We start from the raw sequence: 23,795 nt of genomic DNA on the forward strand, positions 1-23,795 counted from the left end.
GACTATGATTAATTCAATAACCCTTGAAAGATTGGTAGAATACGGCATACAAGCACCTTCCGGACATAATACCCAACCGTGGCTCTTTTCACTTAAAGAGGGCGAAATTCGTATTTATCCTGATTTCGATCGTGCAATGCCGGTTGTAGACAGTGACCACCACGAACTATTTATAAGCTTAGGGTGTGCCGCCGAAAATATAGCTATTGCTGCGACTTCTATGGGATTACGTCCCCGCATAACGGTAATGCGATCGAAAGAGGATAGGGATTATATATCCGTTGCGTTAAAACGAGATTCCACTATTGAGGTTGATGAGTTAGTGGATGCTATCAAAATACGTCAAACCAGGAGGAATAAATATGAAGATAAAGAAGTACCTCAAGAAGAGCTGCAAGCGTTAGAGAACTCTTTTGATTTCAGGGGAGTAGAAGTCTTAACATTTGTCGGTAAACGAGAGATGAAAGAGATTAAGCCGTTTATTCTATCCGCCAGTAGTAAGCAGTTCGAGGATCGTAAATTTATCGAAGAGCTGTTGCAGTGGACACGCTTTTCTGATCAGAATGCAAAGCTAGAAGGAGACGGCTTACGTGCAAAATGTTTGGGGCTGCCCAGTATGCCTTCTTTTGTTGGGACAACACTAATGAAGCATCTTATTTCAGCGAAAAGTGAAGCCCGGCGGTGGTCACAGCTGATTGATGCCTCTGCCGGCTTAATGCTTTTTGCAGTTACTCATAACAATATCACTCACTGGGTTCGCCTGGGACGTGCTTTCCAGCGTTTTGCTCTTACGGCCACTAAGTTGGGAATTAGTCATGCTCACGTTAATATGCCGTGTGAAGAACCAAAGATACGTGAGGCCCTGGCATACCGGCTTAATTTAGTGGGGTTAACTCCTTTGATGCTCATTCGTTTCGGCTATTCTGATACGATGCCCTATTCTGAGCGAAGAGACGTAGAAGAAGTAATAGAAAAGGCGTAGCGGTAAAAACTGTTGTGTTGAGTCGGTACGCCAGCCAACGGCTCTAGATGACTTTGGGGAGTTATGGTGAGGGATACTTATTTTTAAATCTAGGAGTCATTTCGAACGTAGTGCGAAATCCTTGTTTTGCTTTGTCTGGAGCGAGGGCCCGCTCGTGGCAACAATTATTGACCCACCCTTTTCCCTCCCTAAAAGTTCAGGGAGGGAAACGTTTTTCAAAAGTAAAAGCAATGTCATTACGCTGTGCCCCGTTCTACGGGGAGGAGGCTTGCCGAAGAAGTAATCTCCCTGAACAGGATCGCGTAGTATCTGAAGGGAAACCTTCAAACTATTAGGAGCTATATCTTGGAGATCGCCGCGCTACGTTTCACTGCGCTCGCGATGACAGGCGTTGAGAATATTTAGTTTGTTTTTTCAGTGATGAAAAAGTAACCGCCTGAAAATTCTGAAATCGGTTGTTCCGACAGGTATAGGGAGAGGTTTTATAAAGAGTGACTGTGTGAATGGCAATTAGGTGAGGAAGGACTGTAAACCGTTACTTATCTCCCCTTGAGGGGAGCCCCGCGTAGCGGGAGGGGTGTTTTTTTGAGTGAAAAGCAACTAAGTAAGATCGGGAGTTCGGCGACTGAATTTTTTAACACGGCGTTCCTCCTTGGAGGAGGTGCAGGAGAATGATCAATTCCTATATTGTATAGAGAGACGCTCGCGCTATCTATTGATTGGGGGGGGATTGGTGATTTCGAGCAGCCAATTCTCCATAAGTCATTTCGAACCGCCGAAAGGTGGTGAGAAATATCATCTGTATATACTTGGCTCCCTTTTAACCTTGACGCCAAGGTTAGTTTCAAAGAATTATTGGTAACCAATGGCACGAGCGTCTCGCTCGTGCCATATTGTTCAACCTTGGGGCGACAGGCTACCGGACTTAAGGAAGTTGAGGGAGACCTTATTAAAAGTATCAGGCTGTTCTACATTCACCACATGTCCGCATTTCTTCACGACCTTTAAGACCGATTCCTTGTGGTCGTCAACCATCTTCTTAATAGGGGGCAGAAACAGGTAGTCTTCGCTGCCCATCACATAAAGTGTAGGTATTTCCAGCTCTTTTTCACGGAAATACTTTAGCAGTGGATTGACTTCATGGGTCATATTAAACCATTTCATAAACTCTTTTTTATAGAGTTTCTTTGCCTCCCGGATAAACAAATTACGGGATTCGGAGTGGCGTTTTCGAGGCAAGATGATCCAGGCAAAGAGTTTGTACAACCACATAAAAGGCACCACCTTTTTGAAAAGATGTCCCAGCGAGACAAGAAAGCGCGACCGGATATTCAGTCGCATAATGGCCCCACACATCACCATCGATTGTACGCGGTCGGGCTCCATTTCACCGATTGTTCGTATGATAATAGTACCCAGAGAAACGCCTACGAAATGAGCCTTTTCGATACCGGCATCATCGATAACGTCGATAATATCCTGGCTGGCCATCTTAAAAGAATATTCGTCCTCATAATATTGCTGGAGCATGCCCTTCGATTTGCCATGGCCGCGCAGATCCACCATCAATACATTGAACGCCTCTTTATAAGCCTTGAGCTGCTTAAACCAGATAGAAGAGCTACCACCGGCACCGTGTACAAACACAACCCATTCGGCGTCTTCACTTTTGTGATATGTTTTATAATAGAGCATAAATTTTTATCGGCTATTAAACTACAAAAGGTAAAGGGGCTTTCAAATATGAAGTATGTTATTATGAGGAAGTTGTTTCTGCGGCAATGTTGTCGATCATACTGGAAAAAATAAGTGCATGCAGGGGATATAGACCATACCAGTATAGCAGCCCCAGAAGTCCTTTGGGGGCAAAATACGCAGTTTGTACTAATTTTGTTTTCCCGTCTTCCTGGGCGAGGGATTGAAACTCCAGCCAGGCACGGCCCGGTACTTTCATCTCCGCACGCAGTCGCAGTAGCTGACCCGGCTTTATGGCTTCTACCCGCCAAAAGTCGAGGGCATCGCCCACACGCAACTCCGTGGGATGACGTCGTCCCCGCCGGAATCCTACACCTCCCACTAATCGATCTAATATACCGCGCAATTTCCAGGCCCATTCATAAGCAAGCCACCCTTTTTCGCCGCCCAGGCTGCTGAAGGTATCGAAGACCTGCTGTGGTGTCGCCTCAACTTTTCGCATGCGACGTTCAATGTTGAGTCCCTGTTTGGACTTGAGCATAACAGGCTTCTCATTTCCTTTGCTGCTGATAAGCGCATCATTCCAGGTCGTTTCTACATCCTCAGTATTGATACGAACCATTGCCAGTTCTACAGCTTTCTCATAGGTCAGGGGATTGATTTCCGGAAATAGTTTAGCTGCTTTGTCATCCTTGACAATAACATCATTTTTGAGACCTTCAATAAGAGGACGTGCCAGGGATGCAGGGACAGGAGTCATCCAGTGCACCCAATGCGAGGAAAGTGAGGGGGTTAATACGGGAACGGGGATAAGAAGGCGTTTCAGACCATTAATTTTGGCATATATCTGCATCATATCCCCATAGGTAATAACACTGTTGCCGCCGATTTCAATGATCTCATCTTTGGTTTCCGGCTTTTCCAGTACTGAAACTAAATACTGTAACACATCACGAATTGCAATGGGTTGAACTTTACTGTATACCCACGAAGGGCAGATCATGATTGGTACGCGTTCGGTAAGGTATCGTATCATTTCGAAAGATTTGCTGCCCGAGCCCACCACAACGGCAGCGCGAAATTCCGTTACTGATACGTTAGAATCATGCAGGACTTGTCCTGTTTTCTGCCTTGAAGCGAGATGTTCTGATAATTGATCTTCAGGATCTCCCAGCCCCCCCAGATAGATAATACGTTCGACCTCCTCTTCTTCAGCTACATGGCTAAAGTTTCGGGCAGCTTGGATATCTCGACTGTGAAAGCCGGAACTGTTATTTCCGCTCATGCTGTGGATAAGGTAGTAGGCGACATCAATGTTTTCGAACGCTTGCCCCAGTGTTTGGGGTTGTAATACATCGGCCTGTACGACTTCAACCTCATTGATCCATGGGCGGCCTTGCAGGCGTGAGGTATCCCGGGAGAGTACCCGAACCCGGTATCCTTTTTCAAGTAAACGGGGAACCAACCGTCCGCCGATATAACCGGTGACACCCGTAACTAAACAGTGTATATCTTTAGCCATAACTTTTTTCTGGTTATAGGTTAGAGGATAGTAACACGAGTTTTATGATAAAAGGTTCAAAAAATAGTACCACATGTGTTATAGTTTTCAGGCTAAAGTTTGTATCTTTGCAAGAAATAAAAAGTGTTTAGGTTTTAAAAAAGGTATTTTAAGGAGATTATTTCTTTTGTTCTGCTTCATTTCTCAAAGTATGAAACATTATTTGCAGAATAATAGTGGCTTACTGTTTCTGACAGCTAAGGTATCATTATTATACCTGGTAATGATGTTGAGTTTTTCACAAAGTGCGTTGTCTCAGAATAAGAGTGATTCTTTGTGGTCATATTCTACCCTGCGGATGGACGCTAACCAGGATGATACGCTTGACTATCTTGGCTCTACCGTAACGGTAGGCGGCATAGTTAATACGGCCTCGGGTCAAATCCATACCAATAATTTGAAAGCCTTTCTGCAAAACGAGCACACCGGGTTCCCCCTTTTTAGTAAAGATATAGGGGCTTCATTTGAAGTGGGAGATAGTCTTGTTGTAACCGGGGAGTTGCAAAATTATGACGGAATGAATGAGATATATGTGGAGTCTTACAGAGTTTTTTCCGAAGTAGATAAAACGTTTACACCTGTTTCATTCTCTGATGTTGCTGACAAGCCCGAAAAATATATCGGCATGCTGGTAGGGGGAACAGCAAAGATTATTGATAAAGGCAAAGTTGATAATGGGAAATACCTAGAGGTGTCGACTGAAGGTTCGATCGATGAACCGTTGGTAATCTATTTGTCCAACTTCCATAAACAATTCAATGAGTTTGACTTTGAACTGTTAAGTATCGGAGATAAAGTTCAGGTGAAGGGAATACTTGGAAGGTATAGAAGTAAGACCGGGGCAATATATTATCCAATATATTTGCGAACTCCTGCCGGACTTGAATATGCCGGTGTTCCTCGCTACTACTTTTCTATAGGTATTGGAGCTTTGGTAGTAATTTTATTGGCAATTGGGGCGTGGATTGTGAGCTTACGTCAGCAGGTTGATCACAAAACGGAACGTATCCAGGAATCACTGGACGAAAAGGATGTACTTCTGCGTGAAATTCACCACAGGGTAAAAAATAACTTATCCATAATATCCGGTCTCATCGGATTACAGCTGGACAGTACGGAAGATGAAAAAGCACAGGATGTATTAAAGGATAGCCAGTCGCGTATTCAGTCGATGGCGCTTATCCACGATAAACTGTACCAAACGGAGTCGCTATCTGATATTCAGCTGGATAACTACCTGCACGAACTTGTGGAAGCGATCCATGGCACGTTTACTGAATACAGTAGCGACGTGGAATTAAAATTTGATCTAGAACCTGCTGATATTGATATCGACCACGTAATTCCTTGCGGATTGCTTGTGAATGAACTGGTTGTAAATGCGTTTAAACATGCATTTACAGCCGGTCAAAAAGGCGTCTTGACGGTATCCTTAAAAAAAATAAATGGTAAGGTTGAACTGATGGTAGCTGATAACGGCCCGGGCCTGCCCGACGATTTTAGTTTTGGTTCCGGCGAATCCCTAGGGTCTATGCTGATACAAACATTTGCAACACAGCTGGAAGCAGAGACAGAGATTATCACTGATGGCGAGAGTGGTGCTGCTTTTAAATTTACTTTTGCACTAAATAAATAAGGTATTCTCGCCTGAGTGCCGTCCTGTTGATTATTGATTCATCAGATCAAGCAAATAATCTGTTTGTTGCTGTTCTACTTGTATAATGGTATCATTTTTTGCCTCTGCCTTTACCTCTTTGAGAACTTTTTTGCTATCCTCTTTCTGTTGCATTTCACTCCAAATACGATGAAAACGAGCAGCCTGTATAGCACCTTCCAGGGGGTCGGGATTAATGCATTCACGAGCAGCAAGGTATGCCGGGGCACTTTCTTTGCCTTGTCGCAGACCCACAGAATCCGTTGCCACCGCAGCACCTTCGGTTTCTTTATATAACTCCTCCAGCTCTTCGGTTGTGGCTTTTTGACTGATAGCTTCTTCTGCCAGATCTAGGATCTTCTTCTGCATTGGTTTGAGCTTATCGTTGATCTGCCGGGTACACCATACAGCAAATTTCCGCAATAGTATTTGCCGCCCTTCATGGTGCAGGTATTTGAGCATCGAGGTAATTTGATCATCCTTTTTATCTACCTGTTCGCCGGTTTCACTATCAATCATAATAATTTTCTGATGATCAGAATCGTAAATGTAAATAAGATCTTGTTGCTTAGACTTCATAATAGTCGGTCAGTTTAGTCGATGGATATGTGCTTGCTATAACAAATTGCATTTCCCAATTATTCCAATCATACTTGGTATGAATTTTATATAAAAATGACAGATGAACAAGTTTAAAAAAACACCCGACTCTTTTGCCGGGCTCTTTTCGTGGGCACTTTATGATTGGGCCAACAGTGCCTTTTTTGTGGTCATACAAACGTTTGTGTTTGCAACTTATTTTATGGGCTCGGTAGCCAAAAACGATACGCTTGGGAGCTCTCAATGGGGGTATACCATCGGGGCTGCCGGGCTGTTAGTAGCGCTGGCAGCACCGTTTATTGGCGCTGTTGCCGATCAATTGGGGCGCAGAAAGCCCTGGATAGGCTGGTTTTCGCTGCTCTGCATATTTGCCACAGCAGGCCTGTGGTGGGTAGAACCATCACAAGAGTTCGCGATGTTTGGTCTCGCATTGGTATTTCTGGGTACGGTGGGTTCTGAATTTGCAATCATTTTTTATAATGCTATGCTCCCCGATTTGGCTACGAAAGAACGCATGGGCCGATGGTCGGGCTGGGCCTGGGGGTTGGGGTATGCCGGCGGACTTGCCGCTTTGGTAGTGGCTCTGTTCGTATTTGTGGATGTTGAAAACCCTCCTTTCGGCTTAGAAAAAGCATCAGCAGAACACGTGCGGGCTACCTTTATATTGGTGGCTGTTTGGTACTTTATCTTTTCTATTCCAATGTTTCTGTTTACGAAAGATCGCCCCAAAAGTGGAATCTCCTTTTTAGGTGCGGCAAAGTCGGGCTGGAAACAGCTGGTAAATACCATTAAAAATGTAAGACAATATCGGCATATCGTTCGTTTTTTGATTGCACGCATGATTTTTATTGATGCACTGGCTACGGTATTTGCGTTTGGAGGAATATACGCCGCCGGCACCTTTGATATGGATGAGACCGATGTGCTTATGTTTGGTATCGGTTTAAATGTAACCGCCGGTATTGGTGCCGCTCTGTTTGCATGGCTTGATGATAAGCTGGGAAGTAAGAAGACCATGATGTTCGCCCTGGTAGGATTGATTATTACCACAACAGGGGTATTATTAGTGACCACACTTAACTGGTTTTGGGGATTAGGATTGGCTTTAGGGATTTTTGTAGGTCCTGTTCAGGCAGCAAGTCGTACGTATATGGCTCGTGTTTCTCCTCCCGATCTGCAAAACGAGATGTTTGGGCTTATGGCACTTTCGGGTAAAGTAACGGCATTTTTGGGCCCGCCTCTGGTAGGGTGGTTAACCTACATGTTTAGCAGCCAGCGTATTGGCATGAGCTTTATCGTTCTGCTATTTATAGTGGGGCTTGCCATTCTGTACACCGTGCCCGATGCCAAGGATGTGAAGATTGGTAACAAAGAAAATTAAAATAATTACGGCCTTTTAACGTAGAATATGCTACATTAGGCCTATTATTTGAATGAAAGCATTCAAGGGAAAGAAAGTCCTTTCCTCTTAACAACAACATAATGGATAAAAAAATGAGCCGATTTGATGAATTAAAAAATATCGTAGAAGGTGTCGAAGAAGATATGACAAAGTTCTACGAAAAAGGAAACAAAGCAGCCGGTACCAGAACTCGTAAGGGGCTCCAAAACCTGCGAAAGCTTTCCCAGGAAGTACGTCTTGAAATCCAGGATATCAAAAATAACGGATAATTTTTATCCGATTTTTATTGAAAAGCCACTTTATTGTGGCTTTTTTTGTATCTGCTTTCTAGTAGTTAATATTATTTTAGATCTTATAATATATGCGTACTTCGCCCGAGCATAAATTATCAAAATCGGCTATTAAGGCATGGCGCCTCTCTACGGCAATTGCTTGTTTGTTTTTTATATTAGTGCCACTCTTCTTTTGGATTTATAATACCTTCAGTCCCAACGAAATGGGCTTTTCTACATGGGTAATCGTGAGCATCTCTGTAGTACTGCTTATTGTGTCGGGATTAATTATATTTTTTCTACCGGAGATTCGTTGGCAACACTGGTACTACCAGGTTGATGAACATGAGGTAGATCTTCAAAGCGGAATCTTTATTATCACCCGCACCTTAATACCGGTAAAGCGCGTACAGCATGTCGATACCCGACAGGGACCTATTTTGCGTTCCTATGGTCTGGCTGATGTCACGATTTCAACGGCCGCTACAACACACCGTATTCCGGCTCTGGACGAAGAAACTGCCGATATAGTACGCGATAGAATTTCAAAATTTGCCCGACTTGCCAAAGAAGATGTTTGACGCACAACGCCAACATCCGGTTGCTGCTCTTGCCAATGCCTTCGATATTATTAAGGCTAACTTCATTACTATTTTGATTCTTATCTTTGTAGGGAGTGGAGGCAAACAAGGAGATTATACTCTCTACTGGATATTTGGCACTTTTATAGCTTTGCTAATCTGGGGGGGCATCTCATGGCTTCGTTTTCGTTTCAGTGTCAACGAGGGAGAGTTGAAGATTGAACAGGGCGTATTTGTTCACAAAAAACTGTACTTAACTTCCGATCGTATACAGGTTATTGATATTACAGCCGGAGTGATTCAACGGGTATTTGGCCTGGTAGCGGTAGAGGTAAAAACAGCCGGAAGTAGTTCAAAAGAAGCAAAAATTAACGCTATCAGTCGAAAAGAGGCAGAGAAACTAAAAAAACTGCTACGCCAAGGGAGCGAGCAGCAGACTGCCACAGTCTCAGGTGAAGAAAAAGCGAATAAAACTTATACCCTTGATAATCGTGATCTTGTTATTGCAGCTACAACGTCTGGACGAATGGGAGTTGCTCTTTCAGTAGTGGGTGCAGTTTTTTCACAGCTGGATCAGGTTGTATCTGACGAACAGATTCTTCGTTTTATTGAAACCCACCTGCCTAACTTCACTTCTTTCTCTATTGTGGCTATTTCTGTTGTGGGGATGGTTTTGGCAGCCTGGGTACTCTCATTTGTTAGTACCATTATTACCTATTATGATTTTGAGGTAGAGGTACGAGAAGATGATTTGCACATATCCAAGGGGCTTTTCGAACGTAAGCAATTGACTATTCCTTTCAATCGTATTCAGGCAGTACAGGTTAAGGAGGGCATTCTGCGTCAACCGTTTGGGTATGCAGCTCTCGTGATTGAAAGTGCAGGCTATGGTGAAGATCAGGGGAATTCAAGCACACTTTTTCCTCTTATTTCCAAACAGCGCCTGCGTACCTTTATAGATGAGGTGATACCGGAGTATCATGTACCCGTGGATAAAAGGGTACAAATCAGCAAAAAAGGATTGCGAAGATATCTGTTGCGGATGGTATGGCTTTCATTGATTATCATTGCCGTAGTTTGGAGTATGGTTCCTTATGGCGTTTACTCGTGGCTTATTTTACCGCTTATGTTACTACTGGGATATCAGCAATATCGTGATGCTGAAGTGAAATCAGGAGAAGATACCATCATTTTGAGCTGGCGGTTGTTGAAAAAAACGACAGCCATTATTAAAAAATACCGGGTACAGGCTGTAGAGATAAAACAGAATCCTTTTCAGACACGGCTTGATCTGTCGGACCTGATTGTTCATGTAGCCAGCGGTAACCAGGGACGTTCATTTAAGGTACGGGAACTATTAGAGAAACAAGCAGCTACCTATAAACATTGGTTGTCTAATGGTAATAATGAACTTCAGCAGCCATTGGAAACTGACAGTTATGAGGAAGATTCCCCGTCAGCTATTGAGTAACTGTTACTGGGCAAAGACGATGCTGTGATAGATCGCCAGGGTAACTATACCGAAGATAACATGTAGCCCAAGAATAAAGTAAGGCATAAGCGCTCCCCATCGCCGACCGAGTATGCCCGGATCTGAAATTGTTTTATCCTCACCGATATGGGGATGGTTTTCGGCAAGAATGCCCATCATCGAACCCACGAAGATACCGTGGCCAAAGCCCCATAAAATACCGATGGGCCAGTTGGGGGTAACAACCATCGCAGTTATTAAGAAGACATACAAAACACCCCATCCTGCCCCAATAAGAAGGTGGGCTATTACACCCACAGTATATGTTCGACTTTTATTTTGGATTCCAACAAAACGAGAACCAATGAGATAGGGGATATCCAGATCGTAACCAAAAAGTTTGAGCAGATAGATTAGCAAGGTGAGTATGACGGCCCCTATGAAACCAGAAAATGCTGCCATTAATAAATTCGCTTCCATAATTCCTCCTTTTATTTCCGATTATAATCGGTATTGCGGCTGAATATGTAACGGAGCAGCAAAAGACGAAAAAGGTAAAGCGACTCGTCTTTTACATATATGTTAAATAGTAATGGCAGGGCAGTAATGCAACAGTTTTTTAAGCCGTAGCCGGGCTTCCAAACTTTTTAAGTGTTTGGTAATGCGACTTAATGGCAATTCCCAACGATTCGTGGTAGTTATAGGGGACATCATACTTTTCTGCAACTTCACGAACAATATGGCTGATTTCGGGATAGTGAATGCTACACACTTTTGGAAAGAGATGGTGTTCAATTTGATAATTAAGTCCCCCGATATACCAGCATAACAGGTGATTGTCATGCGCAAAATTAGAAGTCGTTTCCAGCTGATGGACCATCCATGCATTTTCGATATTTCCATCTTCATTTTCCGTAGGGTGTTCGGTCTCTTCCACAACATGGGCCAGCTGAAAAATAACTCCCAGGATAATACCAGAAGTAAATTGGAAAATCAGAAAGCCTATAGCCAGTTGCCACCACGTAATGGGAAGCAAAAGGTAGGGTAGCACAAGCATGTACCCGTAATACATGATTTTTGTTACAAAAAGGATAATCCATTCTTTAATAGGGTGAGTCTTGTTTTCATACGGCCCCAGGCTAGATTGCAGGAAGTATTTGTAGTCTTTCACAAAAGCCCAAAAAAGGCTGGCAAATCCATAGGCAAAAAAAGCGAGTATATGTTGGGCCCGGTGTACCGGTTTGTATTCGGCATTGGGAGACAACCGAATAAAGGCAGCTACTTCCAGATCTTCATCATGTTCATAAATATTGGTATAAGTATGATGGATGATATTGTGGGTTATTTTCCAGATATAGCTGTTGGCCCCCAACATATCAAAGGTATATCCCAGTATTTGGTTCACATACTTGTTCGGTGAGTAGGCCCCGTGCAAGGCATCATGGGATATTGAAAAGCCGATACCTGCCATGCCTATGCCTAGCAGCACACACAGAAGAGCCATGCCCCATAACCCAAATTGTCCACTTATGATAAGCCCATATGTTCCAAAGTAGAAGGTAAGCAAAATGATGGTTTTGGCAACCATTTGAGCATTTGCATGCTTTGAGATATTGTTTTCTTCAAAATAGGCATTCACCTTTTGCTTCAGTTCACGCGCAAAATTTTGCTTGTCTTGTGCCCTTAAAAGATATGCGAGTTGCTGACATTTTATGTTTATACCCTAAGCCGTGGTCCTAATTAGTAAGGGGTAATAAAACAAATTGCGAGCGGGAAAAAAATTATTCCGAACCGTTAGATGTAAAAGCCTTGTGAATAGACTTTTTGAGATGGCTCATCTGGATGGGCTTAATAAGATAGTCTACAAAATTTGTTTTTTTGGCCCGGGATAGATTGTATTGATCTGAATTACCGGTAATATAGATGACATGCACATCAGACTCTTTCCTGATCTCCTGCATCGCAGAAATACCATCGATATCATCCTTAAGCTGGATATCCATCAAAATAAGATCAGGTTCGAGATCAAAGGCATTGTCGATGGCATCTCGCCCGGTTATCACTTTGTTTAGAACATTGTGCCCGAGCTTTAAGATCATTCGTTCTAATACCATAGAGATGATCATGTCATCCTCTACGATAAGTACATTTTTTTCTGGAATAGATTCACTCATTCGTTTTCCTTAAGACTATCTCAAAAGTATTGTGGTATAATTCTACCATAAAGAAAATTAAGGATACGAATATAGGAAGTTTTAAACTAATTATCCTAATGCAACATCTAAAATCATCATAACACTAAAACCAACCATAGTACCAATGGTAGCGATATCAGCATTGCCCCGATGCTGTGACTCGGGAATGAGCTCTTCTACCACAACATAGATCATGGCACCGGCAGCAAAGGCCAGAGCATAAGGTAGCAAAGGTTGAATTAATAAGACCGCCGCAGCTCCTATAACAGCTGATATAGGTTCGACAATACCCGAAAGTTGGCCATACCAAAAACTCTTACCTACCGAAAGTCCTTCTCGGCGAAGGGGCATAGATACGGCAGTACCTTCCGGAAAATTTTGAATACCAATACCTATAGCTAAGGTAACAGCACTGGCTACCGTAGCCCCACCTGCTGCTTCAATACCGGAAGCAGCGGCTCCAAAAAGCACGCCAATTGCTAATCCTTCGGGTATATTGTGCAAGGTGATAGCCAAAACTAGTAATGTCGCCCGGCGCCAGGTAGTGGGTACGCCTTCGGCTTCTTCTACGGGTAATCCAATATGTAAGTGAGGTAGGTAGGCATCACAAATTCGAAGAAAGATACCACCGGTTAAAAATCCAATAACAGCAGGCAGCCATTCAATCATCCCTTGAGCACCGGCCATATCAATAGAAGGCACAAGCAGGGACCAAAAGCTGGCGGCGATCATAACGCCGGCGGCAAAGCCCATCATCGCATCAAGAAGTTTGTAATTTACTCGCTTCGTAAAAAATACGAGGGCCGCTCCCAAAGCGGTGAGAGTATAGGTGAAGGTACCGCCAATCAGGCTTTGAGTTATGGGGCCCAGGCCGTAAAAAAGATCTTTAAGTTCTGAGAGTTCGAACATTGCTACTTTTAACTAACTAGACAGTGAAAATTTGATCAGCAATAATAGGAAAAGGTAAGCTAAATCAAAAGTAAAGTTTAGGCGGGGCTAAGTATGTATTGCTTTCAATCCGTATTAAGAGGGCTTTGCAAAACCTTTGATTTTGTCATTCTGAGCTTGTCGAAGAATCTCCAGTATCCATCTGCTGCCGTCGAGAGGGAGATCCTTCATTACATTCAGGATGACTGCCTGGTTTTGTAAAGGTCCCATTAAGATTGTTACTTTGATGTTGTTTTCCAGTAGATAATACCGCCCGCTTGTTTACCTACTTCTATGACATCAGCGCGCTCCTGAGTGTTAAGGTTAATAACATCAACCGATCCGGCTTGTCCGCCAATGCCTTCTACAGAAATAAATGCATATTTGCTGTCGGGAGTAATACTAACACCGTGAGTGACTTTTCGGCTGTTAGCCACTTTAGCCACCTCTTCACCTGATTCCAGATCCCATATGCCGGTGGCTGCTTCTCCTTTATAGCTGGCGACCAGGTGTTTTCCATTATTACTGACTTCCAGGTTATAGGGCGCCTTTCCTGCTTCGAAACGACGGAGAATTTTCCAGTTGTCGGTGTCAACTTCAATAATTTCATCAGAGCCGTTGCCCGCTACATAAACCAGGTTCTTTTGGGGATGCGGATCAGCCCAGGTAGGCTTAACACGGGGTAGATTGTCATCTTTTTGAGATAACGACAAACGACGGCTAAGCTTCATATTTGTGGTATTAATCTCCATAAGTTCATCGGTCATCATCGATACATGATACTGGAATTTGCCGTTGCCAGTAATGCGAGAGCCGTGAGGCATTATACCCGTTTTTATATTTTTTATTACACTCATTGCTTCCGGATCAACAACGGAAACAGTACTGGGCTCCATATCGCCATGCAGGTTAAAGTTTACCACGTAGAGCAGGCCTGTTGCTTTTGAGGTTTCCAGGCTGGCGGGGAACATACCCAGTTCTGTTCGATCTATAAATTTGTTGGACCCCGTTTCAAATTTATAGAGCCAACCGTAGGGAGTTCCATGCGCAATGGAGAGATACCAATATTCTCCTTTAAGACCCACATTTATGCCGTGGGGCCCTTCTGTTTCGGTCGGGTACTGTCCTACAGGAATAATATCGCTAACAGATCCTTCTTCCGTTTCAGCATTAAAAGCGATTTGGTAAACTTGGTCATCAGATTCTGCAGCTACATAGGCATGATAGGTTTGAGCACAGAGAGGATTTACCAAAATGGTAATAATTCCTACAAAAATAGAACTGTATTTGATCAGCTTCATAATGGTTACATTATTCTGAGAGAAAGTAATGATGGGTACAATAAGGCTGATTATTGTGCCCATTAAATCGCTAAAGCTTAATTTGTTCCTTGTGTATTACTGTCCTGTAATTTATAAGCCCAGATACCGGAGTTCCAGTCTGATACAAAGATATATCCTTTATAGGGTTGAGGCCCCCAGGTCATTGCAGCATTGGAGATGCGGCCTTCGGGATGGGTAGGAATATGTTTGGCAATTTCTCTTCCTTGTTCGTAGAGGTTGCCCATTAATTCACCGGAGATATCGACAATACGGAGTCCGGCATTATAGTAAGCGATATAGAGCGTGTCGTCTTTAACCCAAAAGTTATGGGTGCCTGCTTCGGGAATTTGGTAGCGCGCTACTTCTTTGGGGGCATCCCATCCGTCTTCAAATTTTACAAAATGTATCCAGCCGGCCGGTTGGGTAGGGCCGTCTTCAATATTAAGTCCATTGGGGAAGGCTTCATCGCCGGCGATAACATAGAAGTCATCCGTAGATTGACTTTTAAAAGGGAACGCAGCGTGATTCCATCCACTGGGATAGCTGTAACTGCCCAGTTTAACGGGATTATCCAAGGAACCCACCCCGGTGCTGTGTCGTTCAGGTGATTGTGCCGCTGGGGTACTTCCCACATCTACAGCAACAATACCATCATCCCAATTCGAAGAATAAGCGATACCGTTTTCAACCCACACATCATGAATGGAATGGCCGGGCGTATCAAGTTCAAAACGGCTTACTGTTGTTGGATTTTTGGGATCACTGATATCGATAATATCATATCGGCGTCCGTTATTTACGGCAAAAACATGATCCTTATAAATAAACGCATTGTGCACGCCACCGGTAAGTCCTTTTGTGTATTCCGAAATAATACTCACATTGTGCGGGTCGCTAACATCGAGTATGACAATTCCATTTTTGCGATCAGATGCCCCTTCGCGTGTAATCACACCAATACGACCGTCTTTAGATATTTTTACGTCATTGACCGTTCGGGCATCAACGGTAACGGTATCTATGATGGACATATTTGCCGGATCGCTGACATCCCAAAAATAGGCCTCTCCATTGCCTCCCCACGTACCGGTAATAGCATAATCGCCTCCATCAACTCCTTCCCAAACCCAAAGGTCAGAGGTGTGAACGTCACTAATAATACCTTTGCCAACTACTTGTAGCTCTTGTTGAACATTGCGAGCATTAACACGGATGGTACTTTCTGATACGGCAGAACCGGATTTCGCGGTGATGGTATATAATCCCGGCTGATTGGCAACAAAGCGGCCGTCAGGTTGAATTTGACCGGCTGCCGCTTCGCCGAGATTGTCATCGGTTTGCGAGATAAAAGAATATTGCACAGGAGCATCGTTAACTGCTTTTCCGTTCTTATTTTTAGGGATCGCTTTAAAATGCACGACATCACCAGTTCGGACCGGAGACTTTTCATGATCCAGAGTAATGGAAGTTACAGGGTTTTCAATAACGGTAACTTCCCAGCTTGCACTCACCTCTTTTGCAGTGGCCGTAATGGTCGTTGTTCCCGGTTTCTTAGATTGTAAACGTTCAAATTGGTCTACATAAGCAACATTGCTATTAGAAGAGGAGAATTCGACCTCTACATTTTCTCTGTTAAATCCTTTAGCATCTGTGATCTTGTATGCTACAGAGAGAGCGGTTTTGGTGTATACCTTTTTCGGCATCTTAACAAACTTGATGTCCGTAACCGGGGGATAGGCAACATCAACCGTTAATTTTTTGGTGAGCCTGTCATCATTTGGAGCCATGGCATAGGCAATGATTTCAAAAGTTCCCGGTTTTAATGCTTTCAGTTTTCCATCAGAAGAGACAGAAACACTTTTAGAGTTGCGTGAGTAGAATGCAACAGAATCCTGAACGGTGTTTCCATCGGGATCCAGAATGCTGCCATTTATTGTTGTAGTGTCATCGACCTCGAGGCTCAGCGTTGAAGGTTGTAGAACAATTTGATACGAACTGTCTTGAGCCCACGTCGGTACCGTAATAAGGGCTATAAAGCAGAGAGTGATGGCAAGAGAAATCGCTTTTTTCATAGGAACAGGTTTTAATGTGTAATTTGTGGTCAAGTAAGTGAAATTTGGGACGAAAATGAAGCTGAAAATTTCGCTGAGCCTGATTCATCCCCATCCCTTACGTTCTTTTACATTTATAAAGAGATATAATCCAATATGCTGTAATACTCCATCTTTCGTAAAGATATTGGCTGTTTATTGTAGCGGTTTTTGCTTACCTTCTTTCATTTGATTTTCCTGTGAAATAAAGCAGTACAAATCTCTTTTTTAGAGAATGGTTTCAGCTGCTTCACTGTTACCCAAACCAATACGATTTTAAAACTAAATCATTGCTTTCAATGAGCATCAACTTTGATAAGGAACGCTTTTTACATCGCCATATAGGACCCGACGAAGAGCAACGCGCAGAAATGCTTTCTGCTATCGATGCCTCGTCACTAGAACAATTGATGGATGAAACTATTCCCGAGGGAATACGACTTAGTGAGGAGTTTGGACTTGAGGAGCCGATGAGTGAGTATCGGTTCCTGGAAGAGTTCAATAAGCTGGCTTCGAAAAATGAGATTCATGAGTCGTTTATTGGAATGGGCTACCATGATACGTTAACGCCCAATGTAATTCTACGGAATGTTCTTGAAAATCCGGGTTGGTACACGGCCTATACACCATACCAAGCCGAAATTGCACAGGGGCGTTTGGAAGCATTAATTAATTTCCAAACACTGGTCTCCGATTTAACAGGACGTGAACTTGCCAATGCTTCGCTGCTGGATGAAGGTACAGCTGCCGCTGAAGGGATGTCGATGCTCTATTCTACCCGGCGAGGAGCAAAACGAAAGAAGGCAGAGAAGTTTTTTGTGTCTGAAAAGTGTCATCCTCAAACAATAGAAGTTGTAGAGGGACGTGCAGAGCCACTGGATATTGAAGTGGTTGTCGGAGATCATAATGAGCTCGATGTTACTGATGAAGAACTTTTTGGAATCCTGTTACAATATCCGGCTACGGATGGTTCAGTAGAAGATTATACTAACCTTATTGAAGCAGCACACGAAAACGGGGTAAAAGCGGTTGTAGCTGCTGACTTGTTGAGCCTTACCTTACTTACTCCTCCCGGCGAGATGGGAGCTGATGTGGTTGTGGGATCTACCCAACGTTTTGGAGTGCCTATGGGCTATGGCGGTCCACATGCTGCTTATTTTGCCACTCGCGAAAAGTATAAGCGCAAGATTCCGGGTCGTATTATTGGGGTTTCTCAGGATACGGAGGAGAATCCTGTATATCGAATGGCGTTGCAAACGCGGGAGCAGCATATCCGTCGGGAAAAGGCGACCTCCAATATTTGTACAGCCCAAGTGCTGTTAGCTGTTATTGCTGGCTTTTATGCTGTATATCACGGTCCGGAAGGGTTACGGCGTATTGCAGAGCGAATTCACGGGTTGACAAAAATTACTGATAAAGGACTGGCGAAGCTTGGTTTTGATGTTGAGACCGAACACTACTTTGATACCTTAAAGATAGCACTGGATAGCCAGCAGCAAAAAGAGGAGCTTCGAAAGGCTGCTTTGAACCGGGAGTTTAATTTCCGGTATTTTGATGAGGCCGCAGTAGGAATTTCTTTTGATGAAGTTAAGGACCTGGATCACGTAGAACAGGTACTGGATATTTTTGCCACTCTAAAAGAGAGCGAAAATGATGTAGACGTTTCGGCTCTGTCAAAGTCAGTTGAAGTCGATTTCCCGGATGTGTTGAATCGTACGTCCAGTTACCTGGAACACCCGGTCTTCAACTTGTATCACTCCGAGCATGAGATGCTTCGATATCTCAAAAAGTTAGAGAATAAGGATCTATCGCTGGTTCATTCCATGATTTCACTCGGCTCGTGTACGATGAAGCTCAATGCCACGGCTGAAATGATACCGCTGACCTGGCCCGAGTTTGGTAAAATTCATCCTTTTGCCCCGGAAGAGCAGGCCCAAGGATATCACGAACTTTTTGAAAAGTTTGAAGATCAGCTTAAAACAATTACTGGGTTTCCGGCCGTATCGCTGCAGCCCAACTCCGGCGCGCAGGGAGAGTTCTCAGGATTGATGACGATTCGGGCTTATCACAAGCACCACGGCGAAGAGCATCGTAATGTTACTATCGTACCGGATTCTGCCCATGGTACAAATCCTGCCAGTGCGGTTATGGCCGGGATGGAAGTCGTAGTTACCAAATGTGATGAACATGGTAATATTGATCTCGATGATCTGCGAGAAAAAGTGGAGGCCAATAAAGAGAATCTTGCGGCCTTAATGGTAACTTACCCATCCACGCATGGGGTGTTTGAAGAAGATATTAAAGAGATCTGCCAGGTTATCCACGATAATGGCGGGCTCGTTTATATGGATGGAGCCAACATGAACGCCCAGGTAGGGTTAACAAGTCCCGCAGAAATTGGGGCCGATGTTTGTCACCTGAATCTCCATAAAACATTTTGTATTCCACATGGCGGTGGCGGTCCGGGAATGGGACCAATAGCTGCTACTGAAGAACTGGGACCGTTTTTGCCCGGCAATGCTGTTATCGAAACAGGGGGAGAGCATGGTATTCCCGCTATTTCAGCAGCACCATGGGGTAGTGCCAGTATCCTTACCATCTCCTATGCCTATATCAAAATGATGGGGGGCGAGGGACTAACACAGGCAACGGAGTATGCCATACTAAATGCAAACTACCTGAAAGAGCAGCTTAAAGATCATTACTCGATCTTGTATACCGGTAAGAACGGTCGTACTGCTCATGAATTTATTGTGGATCTGCGTCCCTTTAAACAATCAGCCAATATTGGTTCTATTGATGTAGCGAAGCGGTTAATGGATTACGGATTTCATGCTCCTACCATGTCGTTCCCGGTGCCGGGTACGCTGATGGTTGAACCTACAGAAAGCGAATCCAAAGAAGAGCTCGACCGTTTCTGTGAGGCGATGATTGCTATTCGGGAAGAAATTCAGGAGATCGAAGAAGAAAAAGCGGATCCCGAGGATAATGTACTTAAAAATGCTCCCCACACTATGCGGGTTGCGATGGTAGAAGATTGGGATCACGGCTACAGTCGTGATAAGGCAATATTCCCCCTCGACTTCCTCCGGTTCGATAAATTCTGGCCGGCAGTGAGCCGTGTGGATGATGCTTATGGTGATCGAAACCTGATGTGCAGCTGTGTGCCGATGGATGCCTATGCTGATGGACAAGAGCCGGAGGCTGTGGAATAAACTGAGTTCACGGATGAATCCGTGGGCTAAGCACCTTTTTTAAAGCCCACTTAAAGTGGGCTTTGGTTTTTCTTCTTAGCCTGGTGCTTCATCTTCAGGCGGAGAGGGGAACAGCTTTCTATTATCATAATCAATCTCATGCTTATCTAAAAAAGCTGCGAATTCATCTTTATACGTTATTTCTGAATGGTGTTCTTTCTGCCTTTTGATATAATTGATGGTGGTCGGAAGCAGCGATTTGTTAATGCTAAAAGCACCATATCCTTTCTGCCACCGGAACTTTTCTTTATCAAAATGATACTTGTTGAGCCATCTTGAGGAACTACCTTTGATAATTTGAGCTGCTTTACTGACCGGAAATTTAGGTGGCATAATTAATAAAATATGCAGGTGAGTTTGAGTACCACCAATGGCTAATATTTTTAGTTCCTGATCTTCAGCATGATCTCGGATATAAGATTGGAGTTGATGCTCGAAATCTTGTTTCAGGCTTGGTGCTCGATATTTTGTACTGAAAACAAGATGAATATAAATTTGTGAATAAGTATTGCTCATATCATACTCTTGATTTGTTGACCTTTAAGAGTATGATCGATTTGAAAAGAAATCCTTACAAAAATTTTCTTCATGGAAGAGTCTGCTGCTATTTTATCTAGGGATGAATCCGTAGGTTAAGCATCTTTTTAAAGCCTACTTAAAGTGGGCTTTGGTTTTTCTTTTTAGCCTGATGATTCATCGTCAGGCGGAAAGGTGAATGGCTATATAATTTCGTTGAAATTATTTTCGGCTTATAAAACTCTTAATCTTCATATCGCTCATTAACGTACGATGTACCGGACACTTTTTTGAGATATCCAGCATACGGTCCAGTTGTTTTTGGGTGAAATCCCCTTCAATAATGAGTTCCTTTTCAATGACATCGATCTTACTTTTCGGGTCGTCGCAGTTTTCGCAATCCTCATCGTGTCGCTTATTATGGCGCAGCTCCATATACATATCATCCACCTCCCAGCCTTTTCTGTTGGCATACATCTTCACCGTCATAACGGTGCAGGTGCCCAGCGACATTAACAGGTAGTCATATGGATCGGGGCCCTTATCTTTCCCCCCTTCTACTGATGTAGGTTCATCGGCCAAAAGTTCGTGGCTGCCGGCGGTAAGGGTAGTGGTAAACTCTTCATCCGCAGGTAAATGAGCATGTACAATCTTTTTCTTATTGGAATCTGCTGACATAGTACTAATGGTTTAAGGATGAATATTGACGGTATTTATTCATACATAATGTACAAAAGATGATGCCATGTTTTGATCTCTTATCTCTGGCAGATCAAACTAGGGTAACATAAATGTTATTAAGAATTAAAAGTTAGGCCACGGTCTGTTAATATATGATCCCTTTCTTAAAGAAAAACCGCGATCATCTATGACAAATAAACGACCAGTAGATATTGTTGTGCTTTCTGATTTGCATCTGGGTACGGTAGGGTGCCATGCCGTAGAACTAGCCCAGTACTTGAACTCCATTGAACCCCGTATTCTGGTGCTCAACGGAGATATTTTTGATATCTGGAATTTCAAAAAATACTACTGGCCGGAGTCGCATATGCAGGTGGTAAAGTGTTTTCTCAGCATGATGGCCAATGGTACAGATATCTATTATCTGACCGGCAATCATGACGAAGTTATCCGAAAAATATCGAGCCTTCAACTGGGGCCACTGTTCGTCAAAGATAAGCTCGTATTGAATCTCAATGGCGAGCAGTGTTGGATTTTCCATGGCGATATTTTTGATATCACTATGAAGCAGACCCGGTGGGTTGCCAAAATAGGGGGCAAAGGATATGATATGCTCATTCTGTTAAATCGGGCCGTAAATTGGCTGCTCAAAAAGATGGGCAAAGACAAAATTTCTCTTTCCAAACGTATTAAAGACAGCGTTAAAAAAGCGGTTCAGTTTATTGATGATTTTGAAATTTCGGCCATGGATTTGGCTATCCAAAATGGATACGACTATGTGATATGCGGGCATATCCACCAGCCTAAAATTAAAGGGTATGAAAACGAGGAGGGATCAGTCATCTATATGAATTCCGGTGATTGGATAGAAAACCTGACGGCCCTCGAGTATAATGGCAAAGAGTGGGAGATGTATAAATACGCTGAAGATGATTTTATCGACAAAGAACAGTCGGTCACCATACCGGTGCGCCAACGTTATAAAGAAGTAGCAGTAATAGGATGAACATACTTTATGGAATACAGGGTACGGGCCAAGGGCATATCAGCAGGGCCCGCGAGATCCTCCCCGAACTGCAAAAACATGCATCGGTGGATGTAATGGTCAGCGGGCACACCAACAAGCTGTCAATTGATGGAGATATTAAATATCAGAAGTATGGAGTAAGTCTTTCATATGATAATAACGGGGGGATTGCAGTGTTGGATACCCTCCGTGATTTTCGACCCATTCGTTTTATTAATGATGTACAGTCAATATCAGTTACCGATTATGATCTGGTTATAAGTGATTATGAACCGGTATCAGCCTGGTCGGCCAAGCTGGAAGGTGTGCCGGCAGTGGGGTTGAGTCATCAAGCCGCCTTTTTATCTTCCCAAACGCCGCGCCCGTTACAAAAGTCGTTAATAGCAGAGACCCTATTAAAGCATTTCGCTCCCACTGTTAATACGTTAGGATTTCATTTTAGACGCTATGATGATTTTATAGAGCCACCCCTCATCCGATCGGCCATTCGGGAATTACAGGTCAACAAATCTACTCATATTACCGTTTACTTGCCTGCATATCACCATCAGGTGTTACAAGAAGTTTTTACGCCGTTTAGGCATGTCGATTGGCATATCTTTTCGCCGCATTGCAATCAGTATTATCAGGATAAAAACGTTTCGATCCATCCTATCAGTCATCAGCAGTTTCTGGATAGTTTCGCCTCTTGTGAGGGAATTATCTGTAATGCGGGTTTTGAAACATGCTCTGAGGCGATGTACCTGGGAAAAAAACTGCTGGCTGTGCCCATCCGAAATCAATATGAGCAGGAATGTAACGTTGCGGCGCTAAAACAGTTGGGGGCTACTACTTTGCCTGGCTTAACCCAACAGCAAGATAAATTGGAAAAGTGGCTGGAACAGAACGAACCGGTTACTCTAAATGAAATTGCAGATCCAGCGACTATTGTTGAAGATATACTTTCACAGACAAGGGAAAGCGCAGTGTTCAGCGAGAAGACAGCAGAAGCTCAGCTCTAGGTGTCTTGCAGTGATGAGTCAAACCCATATCTATCTTTTAATATATTGTGGTGATGCTGTTCATGGCCTGCAATAATGTAAACCAGTGCCCGCACTGAAACCGTTACACCATTGGCCGTACCTTTTCGTAATGTCTGTTCCTTATCAAAACTATTAAACAGGCTAATATTAGCATTTCGAAGCGCATCATATTCTGTAGACAAACTTTGTATACTGCGGTTATCAAAATCGGCATTTTCCACATAGTCATCTTGGTCGTAGCCGGGCAGTGATTGCTCTTCCCCACGGCTTATGCTGAGAGCCCGGTACGCCATAATACGTTCGGTATCAATAAGATGTCCGATAACTTCTTTAACGCTCCATTTACCTTCTTCGTAACGATAGTCTGCCTCTTCAGGGGCAAGCTGTTGCATAAAGGCATACGTTTTTTGTCCTTGATTGATGAGGGCCTGTAAAACATTGGGCTCAGTAACCAGTTCAATATATCCTTTATAAAATTCCCCATATTCATTGGGAGAGGGGGTGTTTTCTTCCCACGTAAAAAGCGGCATAACAAAAGATGAG

The 23,795-nt window shown here is 43.5% G+C and carries 22 protein-coding genes; 9 read left to right on the plus strand and 13 right to left on the minus strand.

All coding sequences use genetic code 11. From position 1 onward, the window contains the following. Positions 1-4: 4 nt before the first annotated feature. A complete protein-coding gene (locus G3569_RS15320) occupies positions 5-982 on the plus strand; it encodes an Acg family FMN-binding oxidoreductase (protein ID WP_165270772.1) in 978 nt (325 codons plus the stop codon). Positions 983-1,879: 897 nt separating this feature from the next. On the opposite strand, the gene G3569_RS15325 is transcribed toward G3569_RS15320, so the two are convergent. Next, on the minus strand, positions 1,880-2,677 hold the full coding sequence (locus G3569_RS15325) for an alpha/beta fold hydrolase (protein ID WP_165270774.1): 798 nt from the start codon (positions 2,675-2,677) through the stop codon (positions 1,880-1,882). A gap of 61 nt (positions 2,678-2,738) precedes the next feature. Continuing rightward, complete coding sequence (locus G3569_RS15330; protein WP_165270776.1) at positions 2,739-4,199, minus strand: SDR family oxidoreductase; 1,461 nt, start codon at positions 4,197-4,199, stop codon at positions 2,739-2,741. A 190-nt stretch (positions 4,200-4,389) separates the two neighbouring features. Between G3569_RS15330 and G3569_RS15335 the strand changes: the two genes are divergently transcribed. Beyond that, on the plus strand, positions 4,390-5,874 hold the full coding sequence (locus tag G3569_RS15335) for a sensor histidine kinase (RefSeq protein ID WP_165270778.1): 1,485 nt from the start codon (positions 4,390-4,392) through the stop codon (positions 5,872-5,874). A 30-nt stretch (positions 5,875-5,904) separates the two neighbouring features. Here G3569_RS15335 and G3569_RS15340 read toward each other — a convergent pair whose 3' ends face one another. Then, positions 5,905-6,471: a hypothetical protein gene (locus G3569_RS15340; RefSeq protein WP_165270780.1), complete on the minus strand. Its 567-nt coding sequence runs from the start codon at positions 6,469-6,471 to the stop codon at positions 5,905-5,907. Positions 6,472-6,574: 103 nt separating this feature from the next. Between G3569_RS15340 and G3569_RS15345 the strand changes: the two genes are divergently transcribed. The 4 genes from G3569_RS15345 to G3569_RS15360 all read left to right on the plus strand — a co-directional run bounded on the left by G3569_RS15345 (position 6,575) and on the right by G3569_RS15360 (position 10,218). Beyond that, positions 6,575-7,873 (plus strand): MFS transporter, encoded by a 1,299-nt coding sequence (locus G3569_RS15345; protein ID WP_165270782.1) that lies wholly within the window; start codon positions 6,575-6,577, stop codon positions 7,871-7,873. Between the two features lie 113 nt (positions 7,874-7,986). After that, entirely contained in the window at positions 7,987-8,163 is a 177-nt protein-coding gene (locus G3569_RS15350; protein ID WP_165270860.1) for a histone H1, read from the plus strand. Positions 8,164-8,255: 92 nt separating this feature from the next. Continuing rightward, positions 8,256-8,747, plus strand: coding sequence for a PH domain-containing protein (locus G3569_RS15355; protein WP_165270784.1), 492 nt, complete (start codon positions 8,256-8,258; stop codon positions 8,745-8,747). Next, positions 8,740-10,218, plus strand: coding sequence for a PH domain-containing protein (locus tag G3569_RS15360; RefSeq protein ID WP_165270786.1), 1,479 nt, complete (start codon positions 8,740-8,742; stop codon positions 10,216-10,218). Before G3569_RS15355 ends, G3569_RS15360 begins: the two co-directional genes overlap by 8 nt. A 3-nt stretch (positions 10,219-10,221) precedes the next feature. On the opposite strand, the gene G3569_RS15365 is transcribed toward G3569_RS15360, so the two are convergent. From G3569_RS15365 to G3569_RS15390, 7 genes are all read right to left on the minus strand, one after another. Further along, positions 10,222-10,698, minus strand: a complete 477-nt coding sequence (locus tag G3569_RS15365) for a hypothetical protein (RefSeq protein WP_165270788.1) — start codon at positions 10,696-10,698, stop codon at positions 10,222-10,224. Between the two features lie 139 nt (positions 10,699-10,837). Beyond that, positions 10,838-11,857, minus strand: a complete 1,020-nt coding sequence (locus G3569_RS15370) for a fatty acid desaturase family protein (RefSeq protein ID WP_350356571.1) — start codon at positions 11,855-11,857, stop codon at positions 10,838-10,840. A gap of 142 nt (positions 11,858-11,999) precedes the next feature. Continuing rightward, complete coding sequence (locus G3569_RS15375) at positions 12,000-12,392, minus strand: response regulator (RefSeq protein WP_165270790.1); 393 nt, start codon at positions 12,390-12,392, stop codon at positions 12,000-12,002. A gap of 90 nt (positions 12,393-12,482) precedes the next feature. Further along, the gene (locus G3569_RS15380) at positions 12,483-13,322 is read right to left on the minus strand and encodes a ZIP family metal transporter (RefSeq protein ID WP_165270792.1); all 840 of its coding nucleotides are present in this window, start codon (positions 13,320-13,322) and stop codon (positions 12,483-12,485) included. Between the two features lie 114 nt (positions 13,323-13,436). Next, positions 13,437-13,571, minus strand: a complete 135-nt coding sequence (locus G3569_RS18835; RefSeq protein WP_276611359.1) for a hypothetical protein — start codon at positions 13,569-13,571, stop codon at positions 13,437-13,439. Between the two features lie 8 nt (positions 13,572-13,579). Then, a complete protein-coding gene (locus tag G3569_RS15385; protein ID WP_165270794.1) occupies positions 13,580-14,641 on the minus strand; it encodes a YncE family protein in 1,062 nt (353 codons plus the stop codon). A gap of 77 nt (positions 14,642-14,718) precedes the next feature. Beyond that, positions 14,719-16,734, minus strand: a complete 2,016-nt coding sequence (locus tag G3569_RS15390) for an Ig-like domain-containing protein (RefSeq protein WP_165270796.1) — start codon at positions 16,732-16,734, stop codon at positions 14,719-14,721. Between the two features lie 317 nt (positions 16,735-17,051). Between G3569_RS15390 and gcvP the strand changes: the two genes are divergently transcribed. Then, positions 17,052-19,967 (plus strand): aminomethyl-transferring glycine dehydrogenase, encoded by a 2,916-nt coding sequence (gene gcvP, locus G3569_RS15395; protein WP_165270798.1) that lies wholly within the window; start codon positions 17,052-17,054, stop codon positions 19,965-19,967. Between the two features lie 75 nt (positions 19,968-20,042). On the opposite strand, the gene tnpA is transcribed toward gcvP, so the two are convergent. Both tnpA and G3569_RS15405 read right to left on the minus strand, forming a co-directional pair. Further along, the gene (gene tnpA / locus G3569_RS15400; RefSeq protein ID WP_165270800.1) at positions 20,043-20,522 is read right to left on the minus strand and encodes an IS200/IS605 family transposase; all 480 of its coding nucleotides are present in this window, start codon (positions 20,520-20,522) and stop codon (positions 20,043-20,045) included. A gap of 222 nt (positions 20,523-20,744) precedes the next feature. Continuing rightward, positions 20,745-21,200 carry an OsmC family protein gene (locus tag G3569_RS15405; protein ID WP_165270802.1) on the minus strand — a complete coding sequence of 152 codons (456 nt, stop codon included), beginning with the start codon at positions 21,198-21,200 and terminating at the stop codon, positions 20,745-20,747. Positions 21,201-21,390: 190 nt separating this feature from the next. On the opposite strand from G3569_RS15405, the gene G3569_RS15410 reads away from it, so the two are divergent. Both G3569_RS15410 and G3569_RS15415 read left to right on the plus strand, forming a co-directional pair. Then, entirely contained in the window at positions 21,391-22,209 is an 819-nt protein-coding gene (locus G3569_RS15410; RefSeq protein WP_165270804.1) for a UDP-2,3-diacylglucosamine diphosphatase, read from the plus strand. Continuing rightward, positions 22,206-23,231, plus strand: coding sequence for a glycosyltransferase family protein (locus G3569_RS15415; protein WP_165270806.1), 1,026 nt, complete (start codon positions 22,206-22,208; stop codon positions 23,229-23,231). Before G3569_RS15410 ends, G3569_RS15415 begins: the two co-directional genes overlap by 4 nt. On the opposite strand, the gene G3569_RS15420 is transcribed toward G3569_RS15415, so the two are convergent. Further along, a complete protein-coding gene (locus G3569_RS15420) occupies positions 23,228-23,782 on the minus strand; it encodes a DinB family protein (protein WP_165270808.1) in 555 nt (184 codons plus the stop codon). The genes G3569_RS15415 and G3569_RS15420 overlap by 4 nt on opposite strands. Positions 23,783-23,795: the final 13 nt, after the last annotated feature.

The organism is Fodinibius halophilus, assembly GCF_011059105.1.
GTDB classification, from domain to species: domain Bacteria; phylum Bacteroidota; class Rhodothermia; order Balneolales; family Balneolaceae; genus Fodinibius; species Fodinibius halophilus.

Coding starts and splice junctions, on each gene's coding strand:
- G3569_RS15360 (WP_165270786.1), top strand. CDS start 8,740: ATGTTTGACGCACAACGCCAACATCCGGTTGCTGCTCTTGCCAATGCC.
- G3569_RS15390 (WP_165270796.1), bottom strand. CDS start 16,734: ATGAAAAAAGCGATTTCTCTTGCCATCACTCTCTGCTTTATAGCCCTT.
- G3569_RS15325 (WP_165270774.1), bottom strand. CDS start 2,677: ATGCTCTATTATAAAACATATCACAAAAGTGAAGACGCCGAATGGGTT.
- G3569_RS15380 (WP_165270792.1), bottom strand. CDS start 13,322: ATGTTCGAACTCTCAGAACTTAAAGATCTTTTTTACGGCCTGGGCCCC.
- G3569_RS15330 (WP_165270776.1), bottom strand. CDS start 4,199: ATGGCTAAAGATATACACTGTTTAGTTACGGGTGTCACCGGTTATATC.
- gcvP (WP_165270798.1), top strand. CDS start 17,052: ATGAGCATCAACTTTGATAAGGAACGCTTTTTACATCGCCATATAGGA.
- G3569_RS15345 (WP_165270782.1), top strand. CDS start 6,575: ATGAACAAGTTTAAAAAAACACCCGACTCTTTTGCCGGGCTCTTTTCG.
- G3569_RS15365 (WP_165270788.1), bottom strand. CDS start 10,698: ATGGAAGCGAATTTATTAATGGCAGCATTTTCTGGTTTCATAGGGGCC.
- G3569_RS15320 (WP_165270772.1), top strand. CDS start 5: ATGATTAATTCAATAACCCTTGAAAGATTGGTAGAATACGGCATACAA.
- G3569_RS18835 (WP_276611359.1), bottom strand. CDS start 13,571: ATGGGACCTTTACAAAACCAGGCAGTCATCCTGAATGTAATGAAGGAT.
- G3569_RS15375 (WP_165270790.1), bottom strand. CDS start 12,392: ATGAGTGAATCTATTCCAGAAAAAAATGTACTTATCGTAGAGGATGAC.
- G3569_RS15355 (WP_165270784.1), top strand. CDS start 8,256: ATGCGTACTTCGCCCGAGCATAAATTATCAAAATCGGCTATTAAGGCA.
- G3569_RS15415 (WP_165270806.1), top strand. CDS start 22,206: ATGAACATACTTTATGGAATACAGGGTACGGGCCAAGGGCATATCAGC.
- G3569_RS15385 (WP_165270794.1), bottom strand. CDS start 14,641: ATGAAGCTGATCAAATACAGTTCTATTTTTGTAGGAATTATTACCATT.
- tnpA (WP_165270800.1), bottom strand. CDS start 20,522: ATGAGCAATACTTATTCACAAATTTATATTCATCTTGTTTTCAGTACA.
- G3569_RS15410 (WP_165270804.1), top strand. CDS start 21,391: ATGACAAATAAACGACCAGTAGATATTGTTGTGCTTTCTGATTTGCAT.
- G3569_RS15405 (WP_165270802.1), bottom strand. CDS start 21,200: ATGTCAGCAGATTCCAATAAGAAAAAGATTGTACATGCTCATTTACCT.
- G3569_RS15340 (WP_165270780.1), bottom strand. CDS start 6,471: ATGAAGTCTAAGCAACAAGATCTTATTTACATTTACGATTCTGATCAT.
- G3569_RS15420 (WP_165270808.1), bottom strand. CDS start 23,782: ATGCCGCTTTTTACGTGGGAAGAAAACACCCCCTCTCCCAATGAATAT.
- G3569_RS15335 (WP_165270778.1), top strand. CDS start 4,390: ATGAAACATTATTTGCAGAATAATAGTGGCTTACTGTTTCTGACAGCT.
- G3569_RS15350 (WP_165270860.1), top strand. CDS start 7,987: ATGAGCCGATTTGATGAATTAAAAAATATCGTAGAAGGTGTCGAAGAA.